We start from the raw sequence: 13425 nt of genomic DNA on the forward strand, positions 1-13425 counted from the left end.
CATTATACCACAGATTCCGATTCCTGAAAATTATTTTTCAGACAGTCCCGTATCGTCTGCATGGAAAGATCCACCGATGCGATCTCATCCGCGCAACGCTTTAATTCCTCTTTTACCAGTGCCTCATCCGCCACTTCCTCTGTCACATCGGAAAGCGGGAAATCGATCATCGGCATCCCGTTTTTTGCCTCCTCCATCCTCGAAAGATAGATGAGGTCATTGGTAAGCGCCGTCATCCGCCTGGTCTGGTTTCTGATATCGGCAAGCCATTCATTCTCCCCGAGCTCCATTTCAAGCACATCCGCGTCCGCGTCTATGATCGTAAGCGGTGTCTTGATCTCATGCCCGGCATCGGTGATAAACCGTTTCTGCTTCTCATAGTTTTCCGACATCGGCCGTATGATCCGCTTGGAAAAAAGGAAGATCAGGATAAAGACCGCCACAAGTCCAAACGTAGCCACCCAGACGCTGATGACCAGAAATCTCCAGAAACCGGAAAGTGTACGCCCGCAATCCAGAAACACGATCTGCACTTTATCCGCGTCATCCGAGACCAGATAGCGGTAATTTCCTACAAATCCCTGTGTCTTTCCGGATTTTAAAATACTCTTTGCATAGCGCACCGCCATTGAAAAATCGACCGCCGCGATCTGCCCGGTATCCGAGGACTGCACCGTCCCGTCTTCCGACAGATCGACCGAAAAATATCTGGACTCATAGGGCAGTTCCGGCGAAAAAGCCACCTTTTCATTCTCCCATTCCTGCTTTGGGAATGTGCCACCGTTCTCCATCAGGAATTCCAACGTATCGTCCGAGTCCGAGACCACTTCCCGGTAATATAAGAAATTAATCCCGCCAAGGATCAGACCGAGCACCGCCATCAGCGAGCACATCGATACGAGGATCAATTTGATACGAAGTTTACCCCGGCCGGATCGTCTTCCTCCTGCTCTTCCTGTTTCCAGATCTTTTCGTAAAGGCGCCCGCTTTTGATGCTCTGTCCGGGACTGCACATCAAAAGCTCCAACATCTGAAATTCCCGATTTGCCAGCCGGAAGCTCCCGGTCGGCGAGGACAGAGTAAAGGTTGCCCGATCCAGCAGGATATTTCCGGCTGAGAGTTTCGCGCCGTCCTGCAATGCCGCCACTCTTGTCATCGCGCGGATGCGCGCCAGAAGTTCTTTTGTCGCAAACGGTTTGGTCAGATAGTCGTTTGCCCCGCTGTCAAGACCAAGCACACGGTCGTCGATCTCCGCCTTTGCTGTCAGCATTAAGACCTGGATCTGATTTCCACTCTCCCGGAGCCTCGTCAAAACCGTGATGCCGTCCATTTTCGGCATCATGACATCCAAAACGACTCCGTCGTAATCCCCGGTACTTAGATATTCAAGCGCCTCCTCTCCGTCATACGCCGCATCCACCGTATAATGTTCATGTTCCAGTATTTTTTTTACCGCCCGCGACAGCGAACGTTCTGGTTATTTGTTTATATCAGTATTTATCTGCCCAATCCATTCTGTAATCACCTCTTCTGAAGTTTCCAGATGATCTTTTCCTTTGGAATCAAACTGAATCTGCATTTCATGTGCAAAGGCAGCTCCTTTGCAATTTTCCTTCATATCTTTTATAACATGCCCCGGCCATCCACCATTTGTCATAAATGGAATCACTATCTTTCCTGTAAAATCATTTGTTGTCAAAAATGTAAGCACTGCAGGTGCCATCGTATACCACCACGTTGGTGTTCCGATAGCAATCACATCATAATCAGCAAGATTTACAGATATCGGATTGATCTGAGGCATAAAGCCTGCCTCTACCTCTCTTTTTCCCTGTTCAACCACATCTTCATGACTGCCGCTGTATGGCTCTGCTGTTTCGATTCTCGCAATATCTGCACCTGTCCCATTAGTCAGCTGCTCTGCGATTCTTTTCGTGTTTCCATTTGACCAGGAATAATATACAACTAACATTTTCTTCATTATCTCTATTCTCCTTTACTTATTTTAGCCCCTGTAAACAGATAGATATACCCCACCATGACTACCGCTAAGAAAGCCACTATTACCCCGATGGTTATCTTTTTCCTTGTTTTCATTGCTCACCTCTTTTATTTCTTCTGTATTTTTGAACCTCCAAACACCTGCGACATCGGCATATGGGCAAGCATCTCATCAATAGATTTTACTTCATCCTGAGTCAGCTTTATATCTGCTGATTCCATATTTTCTTCCAGTCTATTTACTTTTCTTGTTCCCGGAATTGGTACGATATATGGTTTCTTTGCAAGCATCCAGGCAAGAGAAATCTGTGCAGGCGTGGCATTTTTTTCTTCTGCAATCACTTTCATCCAGGACATAAATTCATTATTTTCCTTTAATCCTTCTTCTGTAAACTGTGGCATTGCGCTTCGATAATCTCCCGGCTTTTCAAATTCCCCATGGGAATGATATGCTGCTGTCAGTAATCCATTTGCAAGCGGCGAAAATGCAACAAATCCTATTTTCAATTCTTCAAGCACCGGGAATAATTTCTCATAATCCCTGTACATCATGGAATATCTGTTCTGAATCGCTGTAACCGGGCATACTTTATGTGCACGTCGAATAATCTCTTCACTGGCTTCTGATAACCCCCAGTGTGTCATTTTTCCCTGCTCCATTAACTCCTTCATAGCTCCTGCCGTCTCTTCAATCGGTACAGTCATGTCAATACGATGAATATAATATAAATCAAGATGGTCTGTGTTAAGTCTCATTAAAGATCCATCAATCGATGCTTTAATCGTCTCCGGTCGTCCATCAGGAATCAAAGGTTTATTTACAGTTGTTGCAGTTTCATCAAAACGTATCCCACACTTTGATGCAAGGACAATTTTGTTTCTATATTTCAAACTTTACTGTAAGTATAAGAAAAAGAGACTCCGGACAGAAGTCTCTCTTTGTTACGATTCCTCCAAATATTTTTATATTCTTTTATAATCCAAGACTGTCTATCCATGAACTGATATCTGATTCAGACGCTCCACCATGGAATCGTTCCCCTTCTTTCCAGTCACCTGTTCCTGTCATCTCTTCCAGAAGATTACCGCTGTCACCGATTCCCGAGGTCGCTGCTGTACAGAATGGGATGACTGTTTTTCCTGTAAAGTCATTCTCTTTTACAAAGTTATCTACTGGCCATGCCGCAATTCCCCACCAGATAGGATAGCCAATGTATACCGTATCATATGAATCCCAGTTATCAACTGTTGTAGACACCAGTTCCACATCTCTTAAGCTCTCATCATCATGTTCTCTTGACACCCGGCTGTCATCATCTGTCCAGTCAAGGTCATCATCTGTATATGGCTCCACAGGCTCTATTTCAAACAGATCTGCCTCTGTAATTTTTGCTATCTTTTCAGCAACATCTTTTGTATTTCCTGAAGCTGAATAATATACAACCAATGTTTTTCCATTTCCTGTTGATGTATTTCCTGTTGATGTATTTTCTGTTGTATCTGTAGTGTTTTCGGAATTTGTATCCGATTCTTCATTTCCAGCCTGGTTTGTACTTGTAGACTGGCTGTCATTATTAGAAGCAGACTGGTTTGTATTGCTTGCTCCACATCCTGCCATCAAACCGATTGTCACGATGCATGTTAAGAGTACTGCTGCTATTTTCTTTGTTTTCATTCTAAGGTCACCTCCTGTCGTATAAAATGTTTGTCACGCTAATTTCTATCGGATAAAATTGGTAAATACAAAATCCGGTGCCTTTGGCATTTCAATTCCCATTTTTGTCGCAACATTTTTACAGTTAATGAAATATGCCATATTGTTTCCAAGGATCTGCATAACCTGCATTCCTTCGAGATCCTGTTTTACTTCATCCGGATTCGTCCCATGTACCATATTCCAATATCTCGATGTGATAATCGGCATCTGCATCAGACCAAAATATTTATTTACCTGATCCCATGTGGCCGTTGTTCCGGCCCTTCTTGCTGAAATTACCACAGCGGCAGGTTTCAGGCGGAATCTGTCGCCGCCACCGTTTAAATCGGCATAAAAGACTCTGTCCATAAAAGATGTGATTGCACCGCCTGCACCACCCCAGTGTACCGGAGTTCCAAATACGAATCCGTCATAATCCCCTGCTATTTCCAGAAATTCATTCACGATATCATCCAGGATGCATTTATTTTTTTCCTGACATTTTCTGCAGGCAATACATCCTGAAATCGGCTTATTTCCAATCCAGAAAATATCTGTACTTATACCATTTTCATTTAATGCACTGGATACTTCACAAAGAGCTGTATAAGTACAGCCATTTTTGTGTGGACTGCCATTGACAAGTAATACTTTCATTGATTTTTCCTCTTATGCTTACCAGTTCTTTTTTTCTTTTGAACTGTCATTATTCTTTTTTCTTTCCTCAACCATCTTCACGAACCATTCCACCATATTCGGATCCTGATGCGAGAAGAAGGAGCTTGTCTTCTTGTCCAGTTCTGCAATAGTCTTCATATCTTCATCAGAAAGTGTGAAATCAAAAACATTAAAGTTTTCTTCCATTCTCTCAATGTGTGTTGATTTCGGAATAACCACTACCCCTCTCTGAATATGCCAGCGAAGCATAACCTGTGCCGGAGTCTTCTGATATTTTTCTGCAATCTCTGCGATGACAGGATTCTCAAAGGTGCCTCCTCTGCCCTCACCGAATGGTGCCCATGCTTCTAACCGGATATCATATTTGTCTGCCCATTCCTTCATCTCTTTCTGCTGATTGAAGATGTGGGTTTCCACCTGATTTACCATAGGTTTAATGCGGTTGAAGGATGCAAAATCAACCATTCTGTCTACATAAAAGTTGGAAATTCCGATTGCTCTGATTTTTCCCTCATCGTACAGATCTTCCAATGCATGGTAAGCACCGTAAGCATCTGAAAATGGCTGGTGAAGCAATACCAGATCCAGATAATCTGTCTTTAACTTTTTCATGGATTCAAGAACTGATTTCTTTGCTTCTTCATATCCATAATGTTCAACCCACACCTTTGTTGTAAGGAAGATTTCTTCTCTTGGAATGCCTGACTTTTGGATTGCATTCCCAACCTCTTCCTCATTAAAATAACTCTGTGCTGTATCAATCGCCCGGTATCCAACTTTTAAAGCATCAAGCACACATCTTTCACATTCCTCTTTTGTTACCTGATATACGCCATATCCCAGTATTGGCATTTTTACACCATTATTTAATGAAATATATTCCATTGTCGTATCCTCCTTGTTTTCTTTCATTCATCTTACATTCATACTATAATACTGATAGATTCCTTTGAGAAGTTTCGATAAGTTTTTCAGTCTTAACCTTTCGGTTTATTCTGGTTCTTACTGATTGAACAGCCATCCCATAATTTCTTTGTCACGACAAAACAGATAGCCACCGCCATGCTGATAAGTGACCGGTGTTCCTTCAAAGTAATCTTTATCTTTTACATCCAGTACCACCAGTTTATCAATCTCTGATTCCGATAATCCCTGTTCTTTGTAAAGCTCATGTATCTGCTGGTATGCCTCTTTAAAAGGTTCTGATCCATAGTATTCGTCGCTTTCGCCAATCACAAAATATACCGGCGTTTTCATCTCCACAACCGGCTCATATGCACCATCCCACTGAGAGCTGCACATAAGTGCCGCTGTATATAATTCCGGCTGCTTTGCCAATACCAGTGACAGGGTTTCTCCTCCTCCGGAATAACCATTAATATATACTTTCGATGGATTAATAATATAATGCGTCAGAAAATACTGTGTCAGTTCAATTGTCTGATCTGCTGATGTCTGTCCCCAGTCATTTAACTGTGGAGCTACAATAATCATATCGGTAATATACTTCTGTGCTTCAAATCCAAAATCTTCTGTCCGGATATTTTCTCCCACGCCCTGAAAATATAATCCCTGATATCCGGGTAATGTTACATATAGTGCATATTCCTTTGTCCCGTCATATGCATCCGGAATATATACATTGTAATGAATGTCCCCTTCATTTGGAGAATGAAGAACATTATCCAGGAGGAAGCCCCGGTATTCTTCGCTTCCCGGCGTAACATTTTCCAATTCATCTCCGGATGTATTTTTTTCTGTATTTTCTTTTTTCTCATCTGGCTTCTGCTGTACGGTCTGTACCTGGTTTATTGTTTGTTGATTCTTCTTTTCATCCCTGCCGGGTTTTGAAAAATAGATATATACCATGATTACCATTGCTAAAATAACAACTCCAATAATTGTCAGTACTAATTTCCGCTTTTCCATAAATACACCACCTTCTTTCAGTATGAACCTTTTCGTTTTCTCTTACCTGTTTTCTTTAAAAACACTCCACTATAATATCCAATAAATGCTATCAATATCATTACTGCCAGATAATCCAGCAGAAAAGGAAATATCCCCTTTTCATAATCATAAAATACAAAATGCATCCTCATAATCAGATAATCTCCTATCTGTCTCCTGTAAAATGCATATAAACCATAACCTGCAATTGTGGTTGCGACAGATCTTGCTGCCCATGTTCTGATGACGGATGGATGTTCCCATAATCGTCCTGCCATTGCTACCGCTATATTCCAATGGAATCCGAGATGTAATGACATCACCACCAGTCCCCAGTATGCGCAAAACATATGTATCTGTTTGGCTGTCATATATGTTCCGGAAATCTTTATCCATTTAAATATGTGATTTGACAATAATATTCCACTTATCATGGAACCCATTATAAGAATAAGCATGATGATAACCAGTACTGTCTGTATCACTCTGAACGCATTATATTTTCCTTTCCTTACAGAGGTCACCCATTTATGATTCAGTATGTGATGTGAAATAAAAAGCACAAGCATCGCCATACCAATCCACTCATGTGCAGTCTCGCTGAGCAGACTATATGGCATAAGAAGAAGCAAACATATCGTCATTCCTATATCTATCAATATTTTTGCTGTAAATCGTTTATTTTTCATATCCTACCTCTTATCTAAAGCATTCATATTGTCTTTATCTGCATATAATATCCTCCATTTTCACTTCAGCTAAAGTATAACAAAACGAGACTCCATTAGAAGTCTCGTTTTGTTATTCAGTATTAACCTTTAGGTTTCTACTCGCATGTATTCAATTTTTATTTTACCTTGTTAATAGCATTTATCAGCCGCTTAACCTTAATGGACGGTTTTTTCGAATGAAGAATTCCAAACGGCATAGTATAATCCCACTCTACTGGAATGATTCTGATCAGTGGATGAACACTTTCCCAGCTCTTGAATGCCAGTAATACCTCATTATTGTTTTCGCATCGGTTAAATGCTTCTACATTGTACAGATTAAAGTCTACAATATTGATTTCAGGATGATTTTTCATCATATCATCCCTTAGCATATCGCCATAATAACTCCATCCTCTTTGCATGAGCATAAGATTTTCTCCAGCCAGATCATCAAGTGTAATTTTTTCTTTTTTTGCCAGCCTGTGATGAATTGATACCGCCACACAAAATGGTTCTCTTGAAATCTCAGTACCATCACAACCTCTGAGTTCAAGCATTGTTTCATCAAAGATTCCAGCTATCACATCAATATTCTTTCCCATATTAGCCAGTATCTCTCTTGCATTCTCTGGTGTATTTTCAAATGTAATCAATTTAAACTTCATCTCCGGATATATTTTCTGTATCTTAGGCCAAAGTTCCACAAAAACTTCCGGTGGCGTCATCGGAGATATTCCAACACGAATGATTTCTTCATTATGATTCATTGCTTCCTGCGCCCGTATCAACGATTCTTTTGAATATTGAATCAGATATTTTGCATCCTGATAGAGCGATTTACCAGCTTCCGTAATAATAAGACCTCTGTGTGTTCTTTCAAATAATTGCAAATTTAAGCTGTTTTCCAAAGAATTTATCTGTTTAATAACCGCAGGTGCACTTATATATAATTCTTCTGCCGCTTTACTAAAACTTCCAGCTTCTACAACGCAGATAAATGTATCAAGTTGTGGATTATACATCATGTAATTCATTCCTCTTTGTGATTTTAAATCATCTGAAATGCTTTCAGTGCCCCAATAATTGCCTCTTCTTTCTCCTTCGGACATTGTGGTTGCTTTGCTCCCTCTGACCTAGGAATATTAAAATTCTCCGCTAATTCAATTCCACACTTCCTCTTCACCTGTGCAATATACAGATTAGATACCTTCATCCCATCATTATACTCTGCAACATACTTCTTTATCTCCTCATAAGTAGCCTGTCTACGCTCCGCTTCGGTCCGCGCTGGGCAAAGGTCCCCTGGACCTTTAGCGCCTCTCAGCCGCCGTTAAATCCATCTCGTCCATGTCAAGTCTCACATTCACATGATGCTTCGCTTCGTGGAGTTTGGACAATAAACATACTGTCTCCACATGCCCCGTAAACGGAAACATATCAAACGGCCGGCACTCTTTCGCCTCATATCCGTGCTTCGTTAAATATTTCACATCCCGCGCCAGCGTCTCCGGATTGCAGGAGACGTATACAATGCGCTTCGGAGCCAGCTTAACTGCGGAAGAAAGAAACGCCTCATCACTGCCTGCGCGCGGCGGATCCATAAAAAGCACGTCCACCTTTTCTTTGTTTGCTGCCATTTCTACCATGAATTTACCGGCATCATCGTTATAAAAACGGATGTTTTTCCGGTTATTGCGCTTGGCATTCGTGATCGCATCACGGACTGCATCCCGATTTAATTCCACGCCAATGACTTCTCCTGCGGTCTTCGACGCAACCATACCGATCGTTCCGATCCCGCAGTACGCATCAAAGACGCGCTCTTTTCCGGTCAGTCCGGCATATTTTACTGCTGCCTCATAAAGCTTTTCGGTCTGCACCGGATTGATCTGATAAAACGAAGATGGCGAGATCCGAAACATCAGTCCGCAGAGTTCATCCTCGATATATCCTTTTCCGTACAACGTGATGTTGCGCTCACCGAGCACCATGCTTGTCCGTTTGTCGTTTACGTTCAATACGACCGTGGAAATTTCCGGGTGCAGTTTGCGCAGCGCCTTGACAAAATTATTTTTTGACGGAAGGATCGGCGATGCCAGCACCAAAACGACCATGACCTGTCCCGTGGTAAATCCCCGCCGTACCAGGACATGACGGAGCAGTCCATAGCCCGTGTCCTCATCATAGGTCTTGATCTTAAAGGACTTTAACATGCCACGGATGTCCCGGATGATCGCATCCGAAAGTTCATCCTCGATGTCACAGGAATCTACATTGATGACCGTATGCGTTCCTTCTTTGTAAATTCCGGAAATGATGGTTCCGTTTTTTAAACGGTCAAACACCGCATGCACCTTATTCCGGTAATGATACGGGTCTTCCATACCGACAATGGGAAGCACCTTACAGTAGCTCCCCATCCATTTTTTTACTTCCTGTTCTTTTTTTGCAAGCTGTTTTTGATACGGTACACCCTGATATTCACAGCCACCGCACTTTTTCGCAAGCGCACAGCCATCCGCTTTTTTCCATGTGGCAGGCTTTCTTTCCGGGCTCTGTTTTTTGCCCGTCGTCTGCTTTCGGTCTGTATATTTTTTTTCTTTCATTTATAACATCTTCTTCTTTCTTAATATTAACAGCGTCAGCAGACAGATGACCAGTGTCAGCAGACAGATGATTCCAAAACCATTTGCGGTATTTGCAAACGGCATCCATTTTTCATTTACATTCATTCCATAAAGACCGGATATGACGGTCGGGATTGCCATAACAATAGTGATCGAGGTCAGATATTTCATGACGTTGTTCAGCCGGTTATCCAAAATGGAAGACAGAAGTTCTCTGGTTCCATTGATGATATCACGGTAGATGGAGGTCATCTCGATCGCCTGTTTGTTCTCGACTATGACATCTCCGAGCAGTTCCTGATCCTCCGGGTACTGCTTTAATCTCGTATAACGGGACAGACGGTCAAGCACCACGCCATTGGCACGCAGTGATGTCGCGAAGTAGACCAGCGTGGATTCCAGGCTGTGCAGATCGATCAGATCCTCATCCTCTGTATTTTCTCCGACTCTCTCCTCGATCGCCGTACGTTTTTTATCAATAATACGCAGATCGCTCTGATAAAGCGCCGCCGTCTGAAACAGGATCTGATAGACAAATCGCATCTTCTTCTTCGTGCTGAAATCCCGCACCCTGCGCTTCACAAAATGCTGCAGCACCGGCGTTTCCTCGGTGCAAACGGTAATGATCGCGCCCTGCGTGAGCAGGATACCGAGCGGGACTGTAATATAAGTCTCCACATCATGATTGACTTCTATGGACGGGATATCCACAAGGATCAACGTGTAACCGTCCTCAAGTTCGATACGGGAACTCTCCTCATCATCGAGAGCTGCTCTTATGTCGGTAATATCTATATCAAAATAATCGGCAATTTTTTGGGATTCTTCCATCGAGGGGCTTGTCATCTGAACCCAGACGCCTTCTTCAAGCTGTTCACGTTCTTCTATGATCTGTTCCTCTGTTTTGTATATTTTCAGCATGACACTACCTCCTCGTCCGATTTTTTACGCAGTACGGGCACATACACCTGTAACAGTATAGCATTCCTTTTTCCAATTTTCAATGACGGAAACTTGCGTTTTTCTCATGATGCCGGAAACCCAAAGTTATCTTTTTAATTCAACGATATATTCTGTCGTACCTTCCTCAAATTGTTTCTGACCGGTCTGCCGAAAACCATGTCTGTTGTAAAAGGAAATCGCCCTCGTATTTTTTTCCAATGCCCATAAATGATCCACACAAAATTCCCGGATCGCGAATTCGATCAGTTCACAACCGATCCCCTCACTCTGAAAGCAGGTATCGACGTACAGTTTGCGGATCTCTGTTCCATCTATCTGCACAAACCCTTTTATCACCCCGTCATCAAAAACAAAAATATTTTTCAGTACATCTTCCTTTTTAAAGTAATTGTCTATGACAGAAACTACCTGCATCTCGCCAAAGGAAAAACCCGCATCTTTGAATATGGGAAAGTAGTTTATTCTGTTATTAAATACATAAATTTCAGCAATTCTTGATAAATCTTTTGTTTCCGCTTTTCTTATCTTCATAGTATCTCCTGTCTGTCCAAGATCTGTCTCACCCATTTCCAATGGTATTAAAAAATTACATTGAAATCCAACCGAACGCATTTGCGATAGAACTCAATAAAATCAATCCGGCAAAGATCGGGCACAAATACCGGATCATAAAACAGAAGATCTTCTTTCTGCGAAATGTGCCTTCTCCATGCATCACTTCTTCCTCAATACGCTGAACTCCAACAACTTTTGATACAAGCAGACATGTTGCGATCGCCGCGATCGGCATCATAACGGTATTGGTCAGGAAATCAAAAAAGTCCAGAAACTGCATGCCAATTATTTTCACATTGACAAGCGGTCCGTATCCAAGTGCGGACAGACTTCCGATCACGATCATGATCACACCGATAATAACCGTAGATTTCTTTCTGTTCCACCCGAATTCATCCTCAAAAGTGGAAACCGCGCTTTCTGTCAGTGCGATCGAACTGGTAAGTGCAGCAAAAAGAACCAGCAGGAAAAACATAACGCCTGCAAAAGTTCCAAAACCCATACTTGCAAAAACTTTTGGGATCGTAATAAACATAAGTGCCGGTCCGGCCTGAAGCGTTTTGGCATCCCCACCGGAAAAAGCAAAAACTGCCGGAATGATCATAAGTCCGGCCATCATGGCAATCGCTGTATCAAAAATCTCAACCTGCTTTGTGGATTCCTCGATGGACGTCTCTCTTTTCATATAGGAACCAAATGTAATCAAAATTCCCATGGCAATGGAAAGGGAATAAAACATCTGTCCCATGGCAGTCACAACTGTCATCCAGGAAAAATTGCTGACATTCGGCACCAGAAAATACTTAACACCGGCAAGAGCCCCCGGTCTTGTCACGGAATATACCGTAATGATCAATGATAAAATTACAAGAACCGGCATCATAAACTTTGAAACACGTTCAATTCCATTGCGCACGCCGGCATAAATAATAGCCAACACGATCAGCGCAAATACCACAAAGTAAATCTCCGTTGAAACGCCGTCAGAAATAAATTCAGAAAAATATCCATCTGCTGCTACAAGCTGCGTCTGTCCTGTGGCGTAACTGACAAGATATTTTATGACCCATCCACCAATTACGGAATAATAGGGCACTATGAGGATGGGAATAACCGCATTGATCCAGCCTCCTGCCAAAATCCATTTTGACTTTCCAAACGAAGCGTAGGCTCCTACAGGACTTTTCCGGGTCATTCGTCCCAAGGATGTTTCCGCTATTATCATGGTATATCCAAATGTCAGGGCCAGAATAATATAAATAACCAGAAAAATTCCTCCACCATATTTTGCCGCCAGGTATGGAAATCTCCAAATATTTCCCAATCCTACCGAAGCTCCCGCTGCTGAGAGTACAAATCCTATTTTCCCGGAAAATGAACTCCTTTTTGTCTCATGCTGTTTCATTCCTTTTTATTCCTCATTTCGTATAAATTTTCAACTGATAATTTTCATAATCTCTTTTTCATGATCCCTGGTAAATTCACTTAATTCATAGGAGCGGATTCTCTCATTGACTAATATAGAAACCGCAAATCCATTTTTTACCAGGACCGCCAGTCTGTTAATAATCGTCTTATTTGTTACCGACAATTCTCTGCTGACTTCAATCGGAGTAAACTCTCCTCGATAGTTTTTAATCAAAAATTGTAACAGTTCCTTTTCTCTCCCTTCCGGAATAATACAATGCAGGGAGTCCCATCTGAATGGATTCATAATACTCGTCAATATCATATGCAAAATACTCCTCCAACGATCCGATACCATTAAATCCGTAGCCGTTCAAATCCATAATATAACCGGATAACAGTCTTGCAGTTCTTCCGTTACCATCTTCAAACGGGTGTATTGTCACTAATTGATAATGTACAACTGCTGCCACGATCAGAGGGTGGTCATCCGTTGTATTTACATACTCCACCAACTCATCCAGTAGTCCGGGAATATCGCAATATTCCGGTGGAATATAATCAGGATTTCCTGTTTTAGAATCATATACCGCAAACAGCACGCCGGGCGGCATGGGGCCTCTGAGTCCGATTTTCTCCTTGGAAGCACCCTTTTCCACCAATTTTTGCACATCTAAAATAAGCTTTTGGGAAAACTTCTCTTTTTTGCTTACCTTTTCCTCCAGGAAATTCAAAGCCAGAAAATAATTCCGTACCTCCTGCTCCGGTTTCAGATAATGCTTTCTTTCATCGCGTTCTATTACTTCATCCACCTGTTTTTCCGACAATGGATTGC

General features: G+C 42.1%; 16 protein-coding genes. All 16 read right to left on the reverse strand.

From position 1 onward, the window contains the following. Positions 1-2 precede the first annotated feature (2 nt). Positions 3-881, reverse strand: a complete 879-nt coding sequence (locus H8Z76_RS04985; protein ID WP_186981842.1) for a sensor histidine kinase — start codon at positions 879-881, stop codon at positions 3-5. 23 nt (positions 882-904) lie between these two features. Continuing rightward, positions 905-1420 (reverse strand): response regulator transcription factor, encoded by a 516-nt coding sequence (locus tag H8Z76_RS04990; protein ID WP_408639483.1) that lies wholly within the window; start codon positions 1418-1420, stop codon positions 905-907. 57 nt (positions 1421-1477) lie between these two features. Next, complete coding sequence (locus H8Z76_RS04995) at positions 1478-1981, reverse strand: flavodoxin (RefSeq protein ID WP_186981843.1); 504 nt, start codon at positions 1979-1981, stop codon at positions 1478-1480. A 128-nt stretch (positions 1982-2109) separates the two neighbouring features. Beyond that, a complete protein-coding gene (locus tag H8Z76_RS05000; RefSeq protein WP_207723103.1) occupies positions 2110-2892 on the reverse strand; it encodes an aldo/keto reductase in 783 nt (260 codons plus the stop codon). An 82-nt stretch (positions 2893-2974) separates the two neighbouring features. Next, on the reverse strand, positions 2975-3676 hold the full coding sequence (locus H8Z76_RS05005) for a flavodoxin (RefSeq protein WP_186981844.1): 702 nt from the start codon (positions 3674-3676) through the stop codon (positions 2975-2977). Positions 3677-3721: 45 nt separating this feature from the next. Further along, on the reverse strand, positions 3722-4354 hold the full coding sequence (locus H8Z76_RS05010; RefSeq protein ID WP_006427000.1) for a flavodoxin family protein: 633 nt from the start codon (positions 4352-4354) through the stop codon (positions 3722-3724). Between the two features lie 18 nt (positions 4355-4372). Then, positions 4373-5260, reverse strand: coding sequence for an aldo/keto reductase (locus tag H8Z76_RS05015; protein ID WP_015528535.1), 888 nt, complete (start codon positions 5258-5260; stop codon positions 4373-4375). A gap of 117 nt (positions 5261-5377) precedes the next feature. Continuing rightward, complete coding sequence (locus H8Z76_RS05020) at positions 5378-6304, reverse strand: prolyl oligopeptidase family serine peptidase (RefSeq protein ID WP_186981845.1); 927 nt, start codon at positions 6302-6304, stop codon at positions 5378-5380. A 17-nt stretch (positions 6305-6321) separates the two neighbouring features. Then, positions 6322-7014, reverse strand: coding sequence for a DUF4405 domain-containing protein (locus H8Z76_RS05025; RefSeq protein ID WP_186981846.1), 693 nt, complete (start codon positions 7012-7014; stop codon positions 6322-6324). A gap of 158 nt (positions 7015-7172) precedes the next feature. Beyond that, positions 7173-8147: a LysR family transcriptional regulator gene (locus tag H8Z76_RS05030; protein WP_330594953.1), complete on the reverse strand. Its 975-nt coding sequence runs from the start codon at positions 8145-8147 to the stop codon at positions 7173-7175. Between the two features lie 201 nt (positions 8148-8348). Continuing rightward, on the reverse strand, positions 8349-9644 hold the full coding sequence (gene rlmD, locus H8Z76_RS05035; protein ID WP_186981847.1) for a 23S rRNA (uracil(1939)-C(5))-methyltransferase RlmD: 1296 nt from the start codon (positions 9642-9644) through the stop codon (positions 8349-8351). After that, complete coding sequence (locus H8Z76_RS05040) at positions 9645-10586, reverse strand: magnesium transporter CorA family protein (protein ID WP_022514701.1); 942 nt, start codon at positions 10584-10586, stop codon at positions 9645-9647. 126 nt (positions 10587-10712) lie between these two features. After that, entirely contained in the window at positions 10713-11159 is a 447-nt protein-coding gene (locus H8Z76_RS05045; RefSeq protein WP_147618281.1) for a GNAT family N-acetyltransferase, read from the reverse strand. A 55-nt stretch (positions 11160-11214) separates the two neighbouring features. Then, complete coding sequence (locus H8Z76_RS05050; RefSeq protein WP_186981848.1) at positions 11215-12588, reverse strand: sodium-dependent transporter; 1374 nt, start codon at positions 12586-12588, stop codon at positions 11215-11217. Between the two features lie 30 nt (positions 12589-12618). Beyond that, entirely contained in the window at positions 12619-12825 is a 207-nt protein-coding gene (locus H8Z76_RS13565) for a hypothetical protein (RefSeq protein WP_243240437.1), read from the reverse strand. Further along, the gene (locus H8Z76_RS13570) at positions 12818-13417 is read right to left on the reverse strand and encodes a Fic family protein (protein WP_243240439.1); all 600 of its coding nucleotides are present in this window, start codon (positions 13415-13417) and stop codon (positions 12818-12820) included. The genes H8Z76_RS13565 and H8Z76_RS13570 overlap by 8 nt, the downstream gene beginning before the upstream one ends. Positions 13418-13425 lie beyond the last annotated feature (8 nt).

Source organism: Roseburia yibonii, assembly GCF_014297335.1.
GTDB classification, from domain to species: domain Bacteria; phylum Bacillota; class Clostridia; order Lachnospirales; family Lachnospiraceae; genus Roseburia_D; species Roseburia_D yibonii.